Origin of the sequence: Enterobacter cloacae complex sp. P16RS2 (genome assembly GCF_014982155.1) — a bacterium.
Taxonomy (GTDB): domain Bacteria; phylum Pseudomonadota; class Gammaproteobacteria; order Enterobacterales; family Enterobacteriaceae; genus Enterobacter; species Enterobacter cloacae_M.
In genome coordinates, this window is record NZ_JADCKW010000007.1 from 34,685 (window position 1) to 52,933 (window position 18,249).

The window sequence follows — 18,249 nt, forward strand, 5'->3', positions numbered from 1 at the left end:
TCTCCCTGAAAACTACACCTGTGATGGTCGGGGCGGTTCGGAGTTTTTATGTCTTTTGATTCCCTTGGCCTGAACCCGGAAATTCTGCGCGCGATCGCAGAACAGGGCTACGTTGAGCCAACCCCAATCCAGCAACAGGCTATTCCTGCCGTCCTGCAGGGCCGTGACCTGATGGCCAGCGCCCAGACCGGCACCGGTAAAACCGCGGGCTTTACGCTGCCGCTGTTAGAGCTGCTGGTAAAAAACCAGCCGCACGCCAAAGGCCGTCGTCCGGTTCGTGCCCTTATCCTGACCCCAACCCGCGAACTGGCAGCCCAGATTGGTGAGAACGTGCGTGAGTACAGCCGCTACCTCAACATTCGCTCGCTGGTGGTCTTCGGCGGAGTCAGCATCAACCCGCAGATGATGAAGCTGCGCGGCGGCGTTGACGTTTTGGTTGCTACCCCAGGCCGCCTGCTGGATCTGGAGCATCAGAACGCGGTTAAGCTGGACCAGGTTGAAATTCTGGTGCTGGACGAAGCCGACCGCATGCTCGACATGGGCTTTATTCACGACATTCGCCGCGTGCTGGCCAAGCTGCCTGCGCGTCGTCAGAACCTGCTCTTCTCCGCGACCTTCTCCGACGAGATCAAGGCGCTGGCGGAAAAGCTGCTGCATAACCCGCTGGAAGTGGAAGTGGCGCGTCGCAACACCGCCTCTGAGCAGGTGACGCAGCACGTTCACTTTGTGGATAAAAAGCGCAAGCGGGAACTGCTCTCCCAGATGATCGGCCAGGGTAACTGGCAGCAGGTGCTGGTCTTTACCCGCACCAAGCACGGTGCCAACCACCTGGCGGAACAGCTGAATAAAGACGGCATCCGCAGCGCGGCGATCCACGGTAACAAGAGCCAGGGCGCGCGTACCCGTGCGCTGGCAGACTTCAAATCCGGCGACATCCGCGTGCTGGTGGCGACCGACATCGCTGCCCGTGGCCTCGACATTGAAGAGCTGCCGCACGTGGTGAACTACGAGCTGCCAAACGTGCCGGAAGATTACGTTCACCGTATCGGTCGTACCGGCCGCGCGGCGGCAACCGGTGAAGCGCTTTCTCTGGTCTGCGTGGACGAGCACAAGCTGCTGCGCGACATCGAACGCCTGCTGAAGAAAGAGATCCCGCGCATCGAAACCCCGGGTTACGAAGTGGATCCGTCGATCAAAGCCGAGCCGATTCAGAACGGTCGTCAGGGCGGCGGTGGACGCGGTCAGGGCGGCGGCGGTCGCGGTCAGCAGCCGCGTCGTGCCGAAGGCGGCGCGCCGAAATCATCCGGCAAACCGCCGCGTCGCAACAACGACAGCAAACCGGCGGGTGAAAGCCCGTGGCGCAGCGGCGAAGGGAAACCGGCAGGGGAAGGGCAGCGTCGACGCCGCCCGCGCAAGCCTGCTAACCCGCAGTAATCTGGAAGCCCGGTCGTAAAGCCGGGCTTTTCTTTTTGCGGCAGCGAAGAGAAAGTGCCACAATAGTGGCTGTTTATACAGTATTTCAGGTTTTCCAATGGCTTTAACCGCTGCGCTTAAGGCGCAAATTGGCGCATGGTATAAGGCGCTACAGCAGCAGATCCCCGATTTTATCCCCCGAGCGCCGCAGCGGCAGATGATTGCCGACGTGGCAAAAACGCTCGCCGGGGACGACGGCCGACATCTGGCGATTGAAGCCCCGACCGGCGTCGGGAAAACCTTGTCGTATCTCATTCCCGGCATCGCGATTGCGCGGGAAGAGGACAAAACGCTGGTGGTCAGCACCGCCAACGTGGCGCTGCAGGATCAGATCTTCAGCAAAGATTTACCGCTGCTGCGCAAAATTATCCCCGACCTGCGGTTTACGGCAGCCTTTGGGCGCGGGCGTTACGTGTGCCCGCGTAACCTGGCGGCGCTTGCCAGCAGCGAGCCGAATCAGCAGGATCTGCTCGCGTTTCTGGATGACGAGCTGACGCCAAACAATAAGGCCGAGCAGGAGCAGTGTGCAAAACTCAAAGTCGAGCTCGACGGCTATAAGTGGGACGGCCTGCGGGATCACACCAGCCAGGCCATCAGCGACGATCTGTGGCGCAGGCTCAGCACCGACAAAGCCAGCTGCCTGAACCGCAACTGCCACTACTACCGCGAATGCCCGTTCTTTGTCGCCCGGCGTGAGATTCAGGAGGCGGAGGTAGTGGTCGCCAACCACGCGCTGGTGATGGCGGCGCTGGAGAGCGAAGCGGTGCTGCCGGAGCCTAAAAACCTGCTGCTGGTGCTTGATGAAGGTCATCATCTGCCGGACGTGGCGCGTGACGCGCTGGAGATGAGCGCGGAAATTACCGCTCCGTGGTTCCGCCTGCAGCTGGATCTCTTCTGCAAGCTGGTGGCGACCTGCATGGAGCAGTTCCGCCCGAAAACTACGCCGCCGCTGGCGGTGCCGGAGCGGCTGAGCGACCACTGTGAAGAGGTCTATAGCCTCATTTCATCCCTGAACAACATCCTGAATCTTTATCTTCCGGTAACCCAGGAAGCCGAACACCGCTTTGCCATGGGCGAACTGCCGGAAGAGGTGATGGAGATCTGCCAGCAGCTGGCGAAGCATCTGGAAAAGCTGCGCGGGCTGGCGGAGATGTTCTTAAACGATCTCAGCGAGAAAACCGGCTCGCATGACGTGGTACGTCTGCACCGCGTTCTGCTGCAGATGAACCGCGCGCTGGGGATGTTTGAAGCGCAAAGCAAGCTCTGGCGGCTGGCCTCGATGGCGCAGGCGTCCGGCGCGCCGGTCACCAAATGGGCCACTCGCGAAGTGCGGGACGGGCAGGTTCATCTCTTTTTCCACTGCGTGGGCATCCGCGTGGCAGATCAGCTGGAAAAGCTGATCTGGCGCAGCGTGCCGCACGTGGTGGTCACCTCTGCCACGCTGCGCTCCCTGAACAGTTTTTCTCGTTTGCAGGAGATGAGCGGGCTCAAAGAGAAAGCGGGCGACCGTTTCGTGGCGCTGGACTCGCCGTTTAACCACTGCGAGCAGGGCAAGCTGGTCATTCCGCGCATGAAATTCGAGCCGCTCATCGACAACGAGGAGCAGCACATCGCCGAAATGGCGGCCTACTTCCGCGAGCAGGTCGAGAGTAAAAAGTACCCCGGTATGCTGGTGCTGTTTGCCAGCGGGCGGGCGATGCAGCGCTTCCTCGAACACGTCACCGATTTGCGTTTGCTCCTGCTGGTGCAGGGCGATCAGCCGCGCTACCGGCTGGTGGAAACCCATCGCAAGCGCATTGATAACGGCGAGCGCAGCGTGCTGGTGGGTTTACAGTCGTTTGCTGAAGGTCTGGATTTGAAAGGGGACTACCTGACGCAGGTGCATATCCATAAAATCGCCTTCCCGCCCATCGACAGCCCGGTAGTGATCACCGAAGGGGAATGGCTGAAAAGCCTCAACCGCTATCCGTTTGAGGTGCAGAGTTTGCCTGCGGCGTCGTTTAACCTGATTCAGCAGGTCGGGCGCTTGATTCGTAGCCACGGCTGCTGGGGCGAGGTGGTGATTTACGATAAGCGTCTGCTGACGAAAAATTACGGCCAGCGGTTGCTGAATGCATTACCGGTTTTCCCCATTGAACAGCCGGAGGTGCCGGAGATAAAAAAACACCCGGCAAAACAGGCTGCCGGGCGTAGAAAGAGCTTCCATGCTAAGAGGCGCGGTCCTACTGATAGGTAAAGGTCACCTGCACCACGCTGCTGAAGGTGCCTGCGGTAACGGGCATCGAGGTGGTGTAATAGCGGGCGGCCAGTGGGAAATCGACGGTGTGTTCCTGCTGGTTAATGACCCGGTTAACGCTTACTCCCGGCGCAATCATGATCTGGTCCTGAGGGGCGGCAAGCTCCAGCGCCAGCCCTTTCGCCGTGCCGGTGTTAGCAAATGTGATCGGATAGGCGCTGTCCGACTGGCCGTGAAAGGTGGCGGAGGCCTGTACGGCGGTGGTCGGACATTTCGACAGGGTGAGGTCAAACGATTTCCACGTGCCTGTATCACCTACACCCTTAAAATCGCTGACATTCGCCTGGCCCAGATCGATCGTCAGGTTCTGGCTGGTGCTGTCTACCTGGCAGGCGTTGGCGTAAATGTTTCCGCGAATATCGAGCTGAATCTCTTCCGCCAGGCTCTGGCAGGTGAGTCCAAGCAGTAAAACCGTCAATAACGTTTTCATTTGTAGGCCACCGTAATGGTTGCGACGGCGTTAGCCGGGCCAGGCGTCACCTCCGCGCTGGTTTGTTGATAGGAGACGCTGAAGGGGTAATGCGCCTGAATGTTTGCGCTGGCGGCATATGTATCCATGTATTGACCAAAAACAGGTGGCTGACCGTTAAAGAGCATTTTTACCCCCACCCCGGTCGCCACGCCGCTTTCCGGCGTTAATTTGATCACACCGGGAAAATTCGTTTCATAGCCATTGGCGCTGGCGATCATCATTTCAGGCTGTACATCCCGATCGCAGAGCATGCCGATAATAAATACCGATTGGGAAACCACGCTTCCTGCCCCGGTAAAGCGGCTCACCGGAAAATCACCCAGCGTGATGGTCAGGGATTTGGGTGACACCGTGCAGGTCACCGCTTTTACCTGAACATTGCCTGAGTAAGAGAGGGTGTTAGGGTCACCGAGGGCCTCAATGCGTCCAACTGCAAGGTTAAATTGCGTATTGCTCATCGTAAGTGCGCCAGAAGCCACGGTTTCGCTGGTTTTTACCAGTTCCAGCATCACGTCAAAGCTAAACGGGATTGTACTGTAGCTGTTTATCGTACCGGAGACCTGGCCTACGGGGGTGTTCGCCGAACAAACCTGGTCCGCCGCGCCGGTCACGCGCTGTCCTTTATCATTTCTTAGCGAGATGCCGACACCCGCAACGCCTGTTTCATAGACGCCGGGGAGCCCGGGGATCTCTTTGCCAAAGCCGTTGTAGCACGCGATGATTGGCTGACCCGCATCCGGCGCGTAGTAACAGTTTCCCGATATGTGGACAGCGCGTTCAGTTCCCGGAATGGTGGACCCCACGGGCAGGCTGGTGGGGACCGAAATCGACGCTAATGAAAGTAGCGCGGGCAGATTCGGCGATTGGCAAGAAGCTTTCGCGTGCGGCATAAAGAGCGCGGCGGTCGCCAGAACGATAAGTAAGAAAAACGATTTTGCTATCTGCATCATGGTCTGTCCGGAGTTAATCAGTGGCACTGCGCGGCAGCGTTAATAATGTTGGTGTCGTCCTTTTCCTGCATTAGGGCGTAATCGGCGACGCACCGTTCGTTCGCCTCCTTGCCCCAGGAAATGAAAAGGCGTCCCTGCTGCGGCAGGCCGGTGAGATACACCTGTCCGTCATTGCCGACAATAAATTCAATGCTCTTATCTTCCGTGGTGACCGTTGCGCCAAAGGGCAGCGGTTTGTCTTTCCAGGCCAGCGTCATTAAGACGCGGTTGCCCACGCGAGTATCGAAGCTGGCGCGAACTATCGCGCCGCGTGTTGGTGTCACCGTCTGCGAGGCGTGTGTCACGTCGGCATCTTCTGGCAGCGTCTCGGTATCCAGCGAAATTGGGTTGTGGCGCCACGGTGTGACAAAGGGCACCAGCGTATAGCCGCGATAGTCCGTTTCCACGCCCGTCTGGTTGGCAACGTGCGTGCCGTGTGTTCCCGGCGCTTTAATCAGCACCACGGTTTCGCCCAAGGTCTGACCAAAGGTGACGCCGTCAGAGTGGGCGACGATGCCGCCCTGGATCCCGGCGTTCACGGTATGCTGATGGCTGTCCTGGCTTATGCCACCTTGCACTTCACCGTAGGTGCCTTTGTAATCCGCATTCATACTTGTGGATGTGTTGTTATTGGCGCTGTCCAGGCCCTGCTGAACGTTCCAGCTCAGCTTGTCTCCCTCCAGCGCGGTACCATTCAGGCCAAGGTTGTGGGTGGTGCCGTCTTTACTGTTGTTCAGGCTGTAATTTGCCCAGGTGTTAGGCAGCCAGCGGTCGAGCGGAACCGACACGTTGAGGCCGATTTGTCGGTCATAGCTGATGGATTTACCGTCCTCGTCCATGTCGTCGCTGTTTTTATTGACGCTGTAGCTCAGGCTATAGCTCACGCCGTGCCAGCTATTGTTGTAGTTAACGCTCAGGGAGGTCATATCCTGACTCTGGCTCCAGTAACTCTCCTTCACCAGGCTGAGCGTCACCGAACCCCACTTGTCGCCAAGCCTCTGGTCGACGGTGGTCTCCGCCCGTGCGCGGCGCTGCTGTGGAGCGGACCAGTCGTTTGCACTGGTCCGGGACTCCATGGTGTCCTGCAGGGTGTAAAAGCCTTTGCTGTTGTAGCGATAACCCGCCAGGGAAAAGTTAGTGCCGGTCGCGGTAATATTTTTGCTGTAGCGCAGACGAAGGGATTGCCCATTGCTGGTTTTGCGCTTTTCCAGTAACGCTTTGGCGCGGGTAACGTCTAAGGAGAACGCGCCGAGGTCACCAAAGTTTTTCCCTGCGCCGAGCGCGGCGGAGTGGTAATGCGAACTCTGCTGCGTACCGCCGTAAACGGTGACGCCATGTGACAGACCATAGATGGCGCTGCCCTGGGCGAAAGGGGTCTTCTCAATCTCTTTATCGTATGAACGGTAGCGCCCTGCAGCGATGCTGTACTTCAGGTGTTTTTCCCGCTGCAGCACCGGCACGGAGGCAAACGGCACCACGAAATGACTCTCGCTGCCGTCGGTCTCTTTTACCGTGACGTTCAGATCGCCGCTGCTGCCGGTGGGGTAGAGATCGTTAATCTCAAACGCGCCGGGAGCGACGGTGTTTTGATAGATAACGTAGCCATTCTGACGAACCACCACCTGGGCGTTACTGTGCGCCGTACCGCGTACCACCGGGGCATAACCGCGCTCGCTGTCGGGCAGCATGTCGCTTTCGGTAGCCAGCTGTGCGCCAGTGTAAGAGACACTGTCGAAAACGTCGGCCTGGGTGCTGCTCTGCCCCACGGTCAGTTCGCTCTTGAGCCCCACGATATCGCGCTGGGCATAGGTATAAACCGGGGTCAGCTTGCCGTCGTCCTGACCGCCATCCGAATTGTGGTTCCAGGTGCTGTAATTACGCACGCGCCAGGCACCGGTGTTAAAACCGGGCCGCAGGTTAATAAACTGGCTGCTGTTGTCCGCTTTCCCATGCTGGCGGGCGTGGCTTTGGCTGACGTTAACGCTATAGTTCAGGATGCCCGCGGTGATCCCTTCGTCATACTCTTTCGGATCTATATAGCCACGGGGCACCTGGCCCAGCGCCGACTGGGGAATACTTAGCAGTAGTTGCTGGTTTTTGATGCGGAAAGTCGCCGAGGCCGAAGGGATTGCGCTAAGATCCGCGCATTCCCCTTTTGCCGCCAGCTTTGGATAATCTTTGGTTTTGATGCCCAGATGCGTTAATTCATCCAGACTCAGGCATGGCTGCAGGGAATTATCTCCCTGCGCATCTTTTTGTAATGTAAAAAGGACGTCACGGGTGTCGATTTTATTGTTATTGACGAACATCGTGACCTGATATTTGCCTGGCGCCTGACCGGGACCTTTTTCATAAACAGAGAGATCGGTCTTTGCCTGCTCTGGATTATCAATATCCAGCAGGGCAGGGTTAAAATAATCATCAGCGTGGGCCTGCAGCGCGCAGCATGTCACCGCTATCCCACAAAAAGTGGGCAGCATTTCACGCAGTCGACGTAATAGCGGCTTAGTTGTGCTGTACATGATTATCCAGGCGTCGAATAGAGTATTAACGAATGGATGCAGACCAGGTTTTACTGATGCTTCCGTAATCGTTAATGACCGACCAGCTCACGGTGTTACCGTTCATATTTGCCGGAAGGGCAAAGCGGGTAGAGGTTTCTGGCACAGCCCAGGTGGCTTTTGCCACTTTTTGGCCGTTCAGCGTTACGCTCTGGAAATTCATATAGAAAGGCGTGGGGTTGTTGACCACCAGATCATTACCTTCGCGGTGCCATTCCAGTTTATCTGCCACTTCTTCGGGTTTGCCTTTAATCGATGCAGGGCGATACAGCAATTTAATACGGGTGTTGATGGCTATTTGTAATGTATTAACGCCCTCTTCATGACGTGAAGAAGGAATGGCTTTAATATTTAACCAGTATAACGACTCGCGATCTTCTGGCATATTTCCGCCGGTGCGCACCACACGTAACACGTTATCTTCTTTAGCGTTCAGACGGAACAGAGGCGGGGTAATCAGAAATGGCGCTTTACCGCCTCTTTTCAAACCGGTATCCACCCCGGACTGTACCAGATAGTCAATATCATCCGGATTGGAAATCCCAATCGAAGACTCTTTTTTCTCTCCCTGATAAACCAGTCGGGTGCCATTAATAATCACACCTGCATGGGCTGTTACTGCGGTCAGTAAAAGTGCGCTTAATAAATAACGGTGTCGCATAAATCTGTCTCAAAGAAAGAGGAGATATTAACCTTTACGTGAAGGTTAATATCTCCTTATTGATCGTATCAGTTATAAATAACTGTAAAAGTAGACGCAGAGTTAGCCTGTCCGGCAGTGATCGATTCCTGAGTCTGAATATAACGTGCGCCAAACTCCAGATGATTTACCGTCGTGCCAGCAGCTAAAGGATATTGCTTTGAAGGCGTATATAAACTGACTGGCTGGTCGGAAGAATCAACCAGCTGAATCGCCACGCCAGTTGCCGTCGCCGCACCCGGGGTCAAGGCCAGCGTGGTGTTATTATCCGCATCTGGCGTACCACCGAAGTTGATGGCTGCAGACGTGACCGTTTCCGGGCAGTCTTTTAACTGAATATCAAATTTCGTTAAGGTGCTGGTAGAGCCTGCGCCAGTAAATGCTGTTTTGGAGACTTTGCCCAGCGCAATATTCAGCGGACTGCTTATGCCGTTAACCACCTGACAGGCGGAATCGATAATTTCACCTGTGAAGTTAATTTGCCCTTCACCGGTGGATGCCGCGAAAGAAGATGCAGAGCATCCCATAGCGGCAGCAATGAATAAACCTAAAGTGACTTTTTTCATATTTAAACCTGTATGTTTCTCCTTTCGACCTTTGCATCCCGCATTATTCGAAGTTATGTCTCAACTACTCACCGCCGGCTATTTAATCAGAAAACTCAGACAGGGAAAGATCCCGCGTGGCTTCCAAATAATTCAATTAATTCTTGCAAAATAATTTTTCTTACCAAAACAATTGATTATAAAAAACCGCAGGATGGGCAAAAAAACTAACAGCGGCGTTATCATCAGGGCTATATTGTTGATAACCTGCTGTAAGGAGAAATGTCGTGGATTATCGTAAAATTATCAAAGAGGTAGGGCGCGGGAAAAATCATGCCCGCGATCTGGACCATGAAACCGCGCGTGCGCTTTATACCCGCATGCTGGAGGGCGACGTCCCCGACCTGGAGATGGGGGGCATTCTGATCGCGCTGCGTATCAAAGGCGAAGGTGAAGCAGAGATGCGCGGGTTCTATGAAGCCATGCAGGCGCAAACGCTGTGCTTAACGCCGCCGGTGGCAAAACCGATGCCGATCGTGATCCCGAGCTACAACGGCGCGCGCAAGCAGGCAAACTTAACCCCGCTGCTCGCTATCCTGTTACACAAGCTAGGGTTCCCGGTGGTGGTGCACGGTGTAAGCGAAGATCCCACCCGCGTGCTGACGGAGACCATTTTCGGGATGCTGGGCATCGAGCCAACGCGTCATGCCGGTCAGGCGCAGGCGAAGCTGGATGGCCATCAGCCTGTTTATATCCCGGTCGGCACGCTCTGTCCGCCGCTGGAAAAGCAGCTCGATATACGCTGGCGCATGGGCGTGCGCAATAGCGCGCACACGCTGGCGAAACTGGCCACGCCGTTTGGCGAAGATGCCGCCCTGCGTCTTTCCAGCGTTTCGCATCCGGAATACGTGGCGCGCGTGGGGCAGTTCTTTGAGGCAATTGGCGGAAGGGCGTTACTGATGCACGGCACGGAGGGCGAGGTTTATGCGAACCCGCAGCGCTGTCCGCAGGTGATGCTGATCGATTCTGCCGGAACGCGCGCCGTTCTGGAACGCGGGGAAGAGAATAGCGGTGTGATATTGCCTGAGGCAAAAGATCCCCATACCACAGCCCACTGGATTGAGCAGTGTCTTGCCGGAAATGTTCCTGTTCCGCATTCGATTAAGCTGCAGATGGCCTGCTGTTTGCTGGCAACTGGAGAAGTGGAATCCGTCCAGGCCGGCCTTGAACGCGTGGCACAGGCGTTTTAGACAAAAAAAGCCCGTCCAGTGGCGGACGGGCAAGCAAGGGTAACAACAACAGGGTCAATGAGGGTGGAGCAGCTCACCAGAGGGTATGGCGAGGGGACAGCATTCGTTCAGGCGATTATTTGTAGATAACCGCGGTACCGCTCAGCTTGTTATTGCCGTTAGCGGAGGTAATGGTGTATCCGCTTGCACCGGCAGCAGCGGCTTTCTCTGCCAGTTTGGCTTCCAGACCGTCCAGGGTGGTTGCGCCATCAGCACTCACCACACCGACTTTGTTCATGTTCTGTGCCTGAGTAGAAGAGACAGGCTCGACAGCGAAAGCGCCGAAAGACAGAGCGGACAGGGCAACAGCAGCTACAGCATATTTGATGGTTTTCATAATTAATCTCTCGCAGGTGTTTCTGTTAAGGGGACGATGTTCCGTCGATGTGATAAGTATCACGGTTTTTTGCGAGTGATAAAATCGAAGAGAATTGACGTGGTTGCTCAAAAAAATTGAATGACAAATAACTTATTGAATATTAATAAATTCAAAGCACCCCTTTACACTTCTTGCGGATGCGCTTTACAGAAGCGATACGAAGGGCACGTTTTGCTACGCGTATGGCTAAAAACCGTGAGCGTAAAGGAACGCGCGCGCTCGGTTAGCTTTGGTAAAGCAAAGTCAACGTAACTGGCTGTCTTTCGAACCTCTGCGATTATATCCTGAGTGTGATGCATTTTTTGAATCTTTATGCTGCTGGCACGTGATACAAAGCCGCACGCCGGGAATGGCTTTTCGGCGCGCCTCCGGAATGGGTTCTCCGCATTCCTCGCATTCCGTTAGGCTTTCACCGCGCGGAATTTCACCGCGGGCACGCGCAACCGCATCTTCAATTGTACTGTTGATCTGTTCGTTAACAGCGTCGTCATTTGCCCAGCCGGAAGCCATAGCGTCCTCCTGAAATCGGTTTAGGCCATACGTTTACTATGGGGTTAAAAAATGAACAATCAAGGCGAGGGGAGAAGAGAACTGCACCCGTTGGGCAGATGCAGTCTTGCTGTAGAGACAGGTTATTTATAGATAGTCGCAGTGCCGTACATATGGTTATCTCCGCCAGCGGAGTTCACTACGAATCCTTTTGCACCTTCCTGACGGGCTTTTTCGGCGAGCTTAGCCTGTAGATCGTCAAGGTTACTGGCACGGCTTACCGAAACGGTGCCTGCAGGACGTAGCTGGCTCGTATCGGTACTTTGGGTCAGTGACTGAACGGCCATGGCAGAGAAGGACGCGGTCGCCAGGGCGGCTGCGATAACAGCAAGGGTCAGGTACTTTTTCATAATCACATCCTCATGAGGAAACAACAGGTGATTCCCTTTAAGTTTAGAAGCCCGACGAGTGTGACTTAGCGCAAATATTTGATGATGATCTGCTTATTTTTTGAACGATATAAATTGACAATTCGCTGACGGATCATAGACATAAAGGTGTTTGATTTATGGCGATTTTTTGAAAGCCGCAGAGAAAGATTTACCGCTGGGCCAGCAAAGGGTATCTTACGCCGCTGTTTAAAGGAGAATGCCATGACTGCCCAAAAGCCGGGATTGCACCCGCGAAATCGCCACCGCAGCCGCTACGACATGAACGCGTTATGCCTGAGCTGTCCGCCGCTGCAGGACTATCTTGTTCAGACCCCTGCGGGTGAACCCTCGGTCAACTTTGCTGACCCGCAGGCGGTGAAAATGCTGAACAAAGCCCTGCTGGCGCATTTTTACGGTGTAGCTCACTGGGATATCCCGGAAGGCTTTCTCTGTCCACCTGTGCCGGGCCGCGCTGACTACGTTCATCACCTTGCCGACCTCCTTGCCGAAGGCAATGAGGGTGTCGTTCCACAGCTGGCCACCATTCTGGATATTGGCACCGGGGCGAACCTGATTTACCCGCTGATCGGGGCGCATGAATATCAGTGGCGCTTTACCGGAAGCGAAATCGGTGACGAGGCCTTTGCCAGCGCCCAGGCGATTATCAGCGCTAACCCGGGATTGAGCCGCGCTATTCGCCTGCGTCGTCAGAAAGACGCGGCGTCGATCTTCAACGGCATTATTCACAAAAACGAAAGCTATGACGCCACGATGTGCAACCCGCCGTTCCATGATTCGGCGGCATCGGCCCGTGCGGGCAGCGAGCGCAAGCGCCGTAACCTGGGTCAGGCTGAAGATGCCGCGCTGAACTTCGGCGGACAGCAGCAGGAGCTCTGGTGCGAAGGGGGGGAAGTGGCGTTTATCCTGCGCATGATTGATGAAAGCAAGCAGTTTGGCCGCCAGGTGAAGTGGTTCACGACGCTGGTTTCCCGGGGAGATAATCTGCCCCCGCTCTACCGTGCGCTGACCGAAGCGGGCGCCGTAAAAGTGGTGAAAAAAGAGATGGCGCAGGGCCAGAAACAGAGCCGCTTTATCGCCTGGACGTTTATGGACAATAGCAAACGTCGCAAATAGCACCCTGTCGTAGGCCGGGTAAGGCGAAGCCGCTACCCGGCAACCAGGTTACAGCGTCGGCTCCTGCGGAGGGAGCGGCGATGCGGGCGGCGGCAATACCTGATACGTCTGCACGGGCATCCGCACGTTCGCCAGATCAAAGTGTTTTTTCACCATGCTGTCGAGCGCAAAGCGCACCGTCCACTGCTTCAGCGGCTGGGTGGTGAACGACACGCGCAGGGTAAATGCCGTGTTCGACAGCCCGACGATGCCGGCAAATGACGGCTCTCCGATCACCAGCCCGCGAATATCCTCCATCTCCATCAGTTCTTCTACCGCATCGCGCAGCGCCTGCTTCGCTTTATCCGCATCCTCGTGGCGATCCACATCGTAGTTCGCCACAACGGAACCAATGCCGCGCACAAAGTTGGCGAAGGTGGTGATCGAAGACCAGGGAATGATGTGGTACGCCCCGGTGTCCTGACGCACGCCAACCGAGCGGATGGACATCCTCTCCACGGTGCCGGTTAACGGCCCGATGGTCACCAGATCGCCCGTGTTCATCCCGTTTTCAAACTGAATGAAGATACCGGTAATAATATCCTTCACCAGCGTTTGTGAGCCGAAGGAGATGGCCAGCCCCAGGGCACCGGCACCCGCCAGCAGCGGGGCGATATTCACGCCGATTTCCGACAGCACGATCATGATGGTGATGGTGCTGATAATCACCGCCAGCGCGTTGCGGAACAGGGTTAACAGCGTTCTTGCCCGCGCGCTGGGCAGGGGCCTGCCGTGAATATCCGATACCAGACGGTTCTCAATAAGGCTCGCCAGCAGCGTCCAGCCGACGGCGGAGAAGAACAAAATCAGCGCGATGCGAATCAGGATATCGACCGTTTTTTCACCCGCACCGTTGTGCAGCCAGTTCCAGAAATCAAACAGGCTCCAGGCATTCAGGAGCAGCATAATCGCCACGCAGACGGTGAGAATACGCGCCACCTTGAGCGATACCGACATCCAGCCGTTTACCCGTTTTTGCAGTTCCGGGTAATTACGCTGGACCTGCGGCGACAGGGTGATGGTTTTCGAGATCCAGCGCGACAGCAGCCCCGATACAAACGCCGCGATGCCGATAATGGCCAGGCTTTTGAACGTCGCCCCCATCATAAATTTCAGGCTATTGCCCGGGTCAAACAGCGAGAAGAAGCACAGCACGATGAAGTAAGCGCTTGCCAGCCAGTGCCACACCAGGGCGAACGCGCGAATAAAGAGGCTAAAGAACGAGAGGGAGCGATCGGCCAGATTCAGCAGGCTTTGGGTAATGGTTTTTTTATTGTGGAAGATAAGGTACAGCGACCAGACGGTAATGCAGATCATGATCAGCACGTTTGCCAGCGCGCCAAACTGGACGTTCACCTGGTTGGAGATGATCGGCACGGCAACCAGCAGGCCGTAGCCTATCAGCCCGCTGAGCACGCTCAGACGCAGCGCCCAGTACTTCGCGCTCTCATCCCGAATGGAAAACGGGCGCAGTTCCGGCACGTGCGGACAAAAGAGTAACCGCAGCAGCGCCTTGAAGAACTCAATCAGGGCAAAGGCATTCAGGAAAAGCGACTGCTGGAAGGCGATGGTTTTGTTGCCGGCATTCAGCCTGTCGGCCAGCATCTGGCCTAAAAACAGCGTCAACGCCAGCAGCAGTAAATCGATGATGAACGCGGAGGCGATCATCAACGGCAGGTGCAGCCAGCTGCTTTTATGCTGATTCTTTCTGCGTCCCCATTGCCCCATTTTGCGGTACAGCGGCCACGCGCACAGGCGCACCAGCCAGTAAAAAAGAAACACCGCCCCCGCCAGCATCAGGAACTGCGTGGCGGCGGCGGTAAACGTTTGCGGGTTAAATGGCTTATGCGGGGAGCCAATCAGGTTGCGGTAAAGCTGAGCGAAGCGCGAGGAGAGCGCTTCCCCATAGTGACGGCTCACGTCGGTGACGTTTTCCAGCACCGTTTTTTGCTCCTCAGCCTGCGGAGGGGTGAGGGTTGGCACCGACTCCTGCGGCGGCGTGGCGGCGGCTTTGCGTAGCTGGCCAATGAGTTCCTGCCGGGAGGTGTCGTTCTCAAGGACGTCGGCAAGCGCGCTGTAGGCGGCTTTTTTCTGTTCAACATCGGGTTCCGGAGGCGGCGTACTTTGCTGGGTAGCGGTGTTCCCGGTGGTCACTCCAGGGATCGCGACGGCGAACGATGGCGCACTAAACAGGCTAATCAACAGCAGCAGGATCCACGGCACGGCGTCCTCCGGTGAAAATGTCGAACAAAATGATAAGTATAGAAGTCGGGGCGAGGAGGGGGATTTTTGGGAACAATCTGGCGTAAAAAAGCCGGGCATGCCCGGCTTACGTTTGAAGCGAACAATCAGGATACGTGCTGCAGGAACTCCTGCAAACGCTGGCTCGGCGGGTTCGCAATCAGCTCCTGCGGGTTACCGTCTTCCGCGATACGGCCTTTATCAATAAAGATCAGGCGGGACGCCACTTTTTCAGCAAAGCCGATTTCGTGGGTCACGATAACCATCGTCATCCCTTCTTCCGCCAGATCCTGCATGACTTTCAGCACCTCGTGGCGCAGCTCCGGGTCGAGTGCGGACGTAGGCTCATCAAACAGCATCATTTTCGGTTTGACAGCCAGAGCGCGGGCAATCGCCACACGCTGTTGTTGACCGCCGGACAGCTCGGAAGGGTAGTGGTGCGCACGTTCTGCCAGGCCGACTTTCGCCAGCAGATCTTTTGCCAGCGCTTCCGCCGCCGCTTTGCTGGCACCGCGCACGCGCAGTGGGCCAAACATCACGTTTTCCAGCGCCGTGAGGTGCGGGAACAGGTAGAACTGCTGGAACACCATGCCCGCTTCCTGACGAATCAGACGGTCGTCCACTTTTGGGTCGTTTACCTTCAGGCCGTCGACGATCAGATCGCCGCTGGTGATCTCTTCCAGCTTGTTGATGCAGCGCAGCAGGGTGGATTTACCGGAGCCGGATGGCCCAATAATCACCACCACTTCACCCTGTTTGATGTTGAGATCGATATTGTGCAGCACCTGGGTTGGGCCAAAGTGCTTGGAAACGTTTTTAAATTCAATCACAGGATTTTCATCCTTCTTTCAAGACGACGCAGAACGAAGCTCAGAACCAGAGTAATGATCAGGTAGACAACGGCTACCGCACTCCAGATTTCCAGCGCGCGGAAGTTGCCAGCAATGATCTCCTGCCCCTGACGGGTCAGCTCTGCCACGCCGATAACAATGAACAGCGACGTATCTTTAATGCTGATGATCCACTGGTTACCGAGCGGCGGCAGCATGCGACGCAGCGCCAGCGGCAGAATAACGTGGCGGATCGTTTCGCGACGAGAAAGACCTAGCGCCAGACCGGCTTCACTGAAACCTTTATGAATCGACAGCACCGCACCGCGGGTGATTTCCGCAATGTAGGCGCCTGAGTTGATCATAATGGTGACGACGGCCGCGCTGAACGGGTCGATGCGCAGGTCGGTGAACGCCATAGGCAGGGCGAAGTAGATGAACATGACCTGCACGACAATTGGCGTGCCGCGGATCACTTCGATGAAAACCAGTGCGATGTGGTTTGCGATCCAGCCGCCGTAGGTGCGGGCGAAACCGGCGACAAGTCCGATAATCAACCCACCAACCAGACCCAGGACCGAAATCCACAGGGTCATTTTAGCGCCTTCAAGCAAGAGTGGAATGGCAGGCCAGATGGCGCTCCAGTCAAACTGCATGATAATTTCCTGTTACTGTTACCGTGTTTCAAAAATAGCAGGGGCGAAAGGTCGCCCCCGAGTGAACGTCATTTTTACGTCTTATTATTTAGGCTCGGTACCGAACCATTTTTTGTAGATTTCGTTATAGGTGCCGTTCTCTTTCAGCGTTTTCAGCGCGCCGTTAACTTTCGTGCGCAGGTCGTCGCTGCCTTTCGGGAATGCGATACCGTACTGCTGCGCTTCCAGAGACTCGCCAACGGCTTTGAACTTGCCGTTACCGGCTGTCTTAATGAAGTACAGGATGTTAGGTGTGTCGTGCAGAACAGCGTCAGCACGGTTGGTGCCGAGTTCCATGTACGCGTTGTCGATGTTCGGGAACTGACGGAGGTCTTTGGTTTTGATATTTGCTTTCGCGTAATCAACAGAACCGGTGCCGCTCTTCACTGCCACCACTTTGCCGTCGAGATCTTTCACGCTTTTTACGTCGTTATTATCGGCTTTGACCATGACCAGCAGGCCGCTTTTGTAGTAGCCGTCAGAGAAGTCGATCGCTTTTTTACGTTCATCAGTAATGGTGATGCCTGCCAGTGCCAGATCAACGTTTTTGGTTTGCAGTGCCGGGATGATGCCGCTGAAGTCCATAGGCTTCAGGGTGTAATCCAGCTTGAGTTCTTTTGCGACAGCGGCCCACAGATCCACATCAAAACCAACGTATTTATCCCCCTGTTTGAATTCAAACGGAACGAACGCCGTGTCGGTCGCCACAACTAGTTTGTCGGCAGCCTGAGAGGACACTGCAAAAGCCAGGGTAAGTGCAGCCAGTGAAACTTTTAATACAGACTTCATAGCATTTCCTTTTATATCCACGGGGCGATCCCCTGCGAGAACAGGTGGCACAATGAAAAAATCGTGCCAACTTTACAAGCTATTGTTTTGCAAAGGGGATGATGTCATGCATTGCACAATAAATGGGGCAATGAGGTGTTATTGCACCAAACTGGAGCACCGTTTTGGTGCACTTCGTTTGGCTCAACTGACGGGGAGATATTTAGCGTAAATTCTGACGAAAAAACAATCTTCCGTTAACGGTTGTGTGAGGTGATTATTACATTTCGTTCACTTTTGCAGGTGTGCAGGGAAAAATTGTGCACCATAGAAGTGCAAAACCCTCACCGGAGGGCGAGGGTTTGATAGAAAATTCATATGAATTATTCGATGTTAGATTCGATAAACCACAGGAACTGATCCAGGTCGCGGGACGCGGCGGTGAAAATGTCTGCGGTATCTTCGTCTTTGGCTTCGCCAATCGCTTTGCGCACGTCATTGGCCACAATCGCATAGCGGTCCGCCAGCTCTTTAAGGTGATCCTGAACGGTATGGATATCCAGCGGATAACTCTTCAGTGGCGTTTTGCTGTTGATCACCTGCGTGGTACCCAGCGCCACGCCGCCTAACTGAACGGCACGTTCAGCCATCGTATCGAGGTGGGTAACCAGTGCTGTGCGGAAGCCATCCAGCATTTCATGAACGGCAATAAAGTTTGCACCGCGCATATTCCAGTGGGCCTGTTTGGTGATCAGCGAAAGATCGATGAACTGGATCACCTGGCGATTCAGCAACTCAATGGTCGCCTTTTTGTCGCTATCCGATACATCGTTACGGGTATAAAGCAGATTAGACGCTTTCGTTTTCACCAGTTTAGCGGTACTCATAATTTCATATCCTCTTGATGTTTATGTCCCA

General features: G+C 55.3%; 17 protein-coding genes. 4 read left to right on the forward strand and 13 right to left on the reverse strand.

Features of this window, described 5'->3' with window-relative positions:
• Positions 1-48 precede the first annotated feature (48 nt).
• Positions 49-1,434 carry an ATP-dependent RNA helicase RhlE gene (gene rhlE, locus INF68_RS03255; RefSeq protein ID WP_109846310.1) on the forward strand — a complete coding sequence of 462 codons (1,386 nt, stop codon included), beginning with the start codon at positions 49-51 and terminating at the stop codon, positions 1,432-1,434.
• Between the two features lie 97 nt (positions 1,435-1,531).
• Entirely contained in the window at positions 1,532-3,709 is a 2,178-nt protein-coding gene (dinG, locus tag INF68_RS03260) for an ATP-dependent DNA helicase DinG (RefSeq protein ID WP_126787458.1), read from the forward strand.
• On the opposite strand, the gene INF68_RS03265 is transcribed toward dinG, so the two are convergent.
• The 5 genes from INF68_RS03265 to INF68_RS03285 all read right to left on the reverse strand — a co-directional run bounded on the left by INF68_RS03265 (position 3,696) and on the right by INF68_RS03285 (position 9,057).
• Positions 3,696-4,199: a fimbrial protein gene (locus INF68_RS03265; RefSeq protein ID WP_126787459.1), complete on the reverse strand. Its 504-nt coding sequence runs from the start codon at positions 4,197-4,199 to the stop codon at positions 3,696-3,698. The genes dinG and INF68_RS03265 overlap by 14 nt on opposite strands.
• Positions 4,196-5,188: a fimbrial protein gene (locus tag INF68_RS03270; RefSeq protein WP_193525264.1), complete on the reverse strand. Its 993-nt coding sequence runs from the start codon at positions 5,186-5,188 to the stop codon at positions 4,196-4,198. Before INF68_RS03270 ends, INF68_RS03265 begins: the two co-directional genes overlap by 4 nt.
• A gap of 20 nt (positions 5,189-5,208) precedes the next feature.
• Entirely contained in the window at positions 5,209-7,752 is a 2,544-nt protein-coding gene (locus INF68_RS03275; RefSeq protein WP_126787460.1) for a fimbria/pilus outer membrane usher protein, read from the reverse strand.
• Between the two features lie 25 nt (positions 7,753-7,777).
• Entirely contained in the window at positions 7,778-8,452 is a 675-nt protein-coding gene (locus INF68_RS03280; protein WP_109846314.1) for a molecular chaperone, read from the reverse strand.
• 68 nt (positions 8,453-8,520) lie between these two features.
• Positions 8,521-9,057, reverse strand: coding sequence for a fimbrial protein (locus INF68_RS03285; protein ID WP_109846315.1), 537 nt, complete (start codon positions 9,055-9,057; stop codon positions 8,521-8,523).
• A 266-nt stretch (positions 9,058-9,323) separates the two neighbouring features.
• Between INF68_RS03285 and ybiB the strand changes: the two genes are divergently transcribed.
• A complete protein-coding gene (ybiB, locus tag INF68_RS03290) occupies positions 9,324-10,286 on the forward strand; it encodes a DNA-binding protein YbiB (RefSeq protein WP_126786555.1) in 963 nt (320 codons plus the stop codon).
• Between the two features lie 115 nt (positions 10,287-10,401).
• Here ybiB and ybiJ read toward each other — a convergent pair whose 3' ends face one another.
• From ybiJ to mcbA, 3 genes are all read right to left on the reverse strand, one after another.
• Positions 10,402-10,662 carry a DUF1471 family protein YbiJ gene (gene ybiJ / locus INF68_RS03295; protein WP_023310874.1) on the reverse strand — a complete coding sequence of 87 codons (261 nt, stop codon included), beginning with the start codon at positions 10,660-10,662 and terminating at the stop codon, positions 10,402-10,404.
• Positions 10,663-10,947: 285 nt separating this feature from the next.
• Positions 10,948-11,214, reverse strand: a complete 267-nt coding sequence (locus INF68_RS03300; protein WP_029739810.1) for a DksA/TraR family C4-type zinc finger protein — start codon at positions 11,212-11,214, stop codon at positions 10,948-10,950.
• Between the two features lie 122 nt (positions 11,215-11,336).
• Positions 11,337-11,603, reverse strand: coding sequence for a DUF1471 family periplasmic protein McbA (gene mcbA / locus INF68_RS03305; RefSeq protein ID WP_032661263.1), 267 nt, complete (start codon positions 11,601-11,603; stop codon positions 11,337-11,339).
• Positions 11,604-11,846: 243 nt separating this feature from the next.
• Between mcbA and rlmF the strand changes: the two genes are divergently transcribed.
• The gene (gene rlmF / locus INF68_RS03310) at positions 11,847-12,758 is read left to right on the forward strand and encodes a 23S rRNA (adenine(1618)-N(6))-methyltransferase RlmF (protein WP_185874189.1); all 912 of its coding nucleotides are present in this window, start codon (positions 11,847-11,849) and stop codon (positions 12,756-12,758) included.
• A gap of 48 nt (positions 12,759-12,806) precedes the next feature.
• Here the strand turns inward: rlmF and ybiO are convergent, their stop codons facing one another.
• The 5 genes from ybiO to dps all read right to left on the reverse strand — a co-directional run bounded on the left by ybiO (position 12,807) and on the right by dps (position 18,218).
• The gene (gene ybiO, locus INF68_RS03315; protein WP_126786557.1) at positions 12,807-15,020 is read right to left on the reverse strand and encodes a mechanosensitive channel protein; all 2,214 of its coding nucleotides are present in this window, start codon (positions 15,018-15,020) and stop codon (positions 12,807-12,809) included.
• Between the two features lie 125 nt (positions 15,021-15,145).
• A complete protein-coding gene (gene glnQ, locus INF68_RS03320) occupies positions 15,146-15,868 on the reverse strand; it encodes a glutamine ABC transporter ATP-binding protein GlnQ (RefSeq protein WP_023310879.1) in 723 nt (240 codons plus the stop codon).
• Positions 15,865-16,524, reverse strand: coding sequence for a glutamine ABC transporter permease GlnP (gene glnP / locus INF68_RS03325; protein ID WP_003858462.1), 660 nt, complete (start codon positions 16,522-16,524; stop codon positions 15,865-15,867). Before glnP ends, glnQ begins: the two co-directional genes overlap by 4 nt.
• An 84-nt stretch (positions 16,525-16,608) precedes the next feature.
• Complete coding sequence (gene glnH / locus INF68_RS03330; RefSeq protein ID WP_023310880.1) at positions 16,609-17,352, reverse strand: glutamine ABC transporter substrate-binding protein GlnH; 744 nt, start codon at positions 17,350-17,352, stop codon at positions 16,609-16,611.
• A 362-nt stretch (positions 17,353-17,714) separates the two neighbouring features.
• The gene (dps, locus tag INF68_RS03335; RefSeq protein ID WP_010428924.1) at positions 17,715-18,218 is read right to left on the reverse strand and encodes a DNA starvation/stationary phase protection protein Dps; all 504 of its coding nucleotides are present in this window, start codon (positions 18,216-18,218) and stop codon (positions 17,715-17,717) included.
• Positions 18,219-18,249: the final 31 nt, after the last annotated feature.

Coding starts and splice junctions, on each gene's coding strand:
- INF68_RS03285 (WP_109846315.1), bottom strand. CDS start 9,057: ATGAAAAAAGTCACTTTAGGTTTATTCATTGCTGCCGCTATGGGATGC.
- dinG (WP_126787458.1), top strand. CDS start 1,532: ATGGCTTTAACCGCTGCGCTTAAGGCGCAAATTGGCGCATGGTATAAG.
- rlmF (WP_185874189.1), top strand. CDS start 11,847: ATGACTGCCCAAAAGCCGGGATTGCACCCGCGAAATCGCCACCGCAGC.
- dps (WP_010428924.1), bottom strand. CDS start 18,218: ATGAGTACCGCTAAACTGGTGAAAACGAAAGCGTCTAATCTGCTTTAT.
- glnH (WP_023310880.1), bottom strand. CDS start 17,352: ATGAAGTCTGTATTAAAAGTTTCACTGGCTGCACTTACCCTGGCTTTT.
- INF68_RS03270 (WP_193525264.1), bottom strand. CDS start 5,188: ATGCAGATAGCAAAATCGTTTTTCTTACTTATCGTTCTGGCGACCGCC.
- INF68_RS03280 (WP_109846314.1), bottom strand. CDS start 8,452: ATGCGACACCGTTATTTATTAAGCGCACTTTTACTGACCGCAGTAACA.
- glnP (WP_003858462.1), bottom strand. CDS start 16,524: ATGCAGTTTGACTGGAGCGCCATCTGGCCTGCCATTCCACTCTTGCTT.
- rhlE (WP_109846310.1), top strand. CDS start 49: ATGTCTTTTGATTCCCTTGGCCTGAACCCGGAAATTCTGCGCGCGATC.
- INF68_RS03300 (WP_029739810.1), bottom strand. CDS start 11,214: ATGGCTTCCGGCTGGGCAAATGACGACGCTGTTAACGAACAGATCAAC.
- INF68_RS03275 (WP_126787460.1), bottom strand. CDS start 7,752: ATGTACAGCACAACTAAGCCGCTATTACGTCGACTGCGTGAAATGCTG.
- mcbA (WP_032661263.1), bottom strand. CDS start 11,603: ATGAAAAAGTACCTGACCCTTGCTGTTATCGCAGCCGCCCTGGCGACC.
- ybiJ (WP_023310874.1), bottom strand. CDS start 10,662: ATGAAAACCATCAAATATGCTGTAGCTGCTGTTGCCCTGTCCGCTCTG.
- INF68_RS03265 (WP_126787459.1), bottom strand. CDS start 4,199: ATGAAAACGTTATTGACGGTTTTACTGCTTGGACTCACCTGCCAGAGC.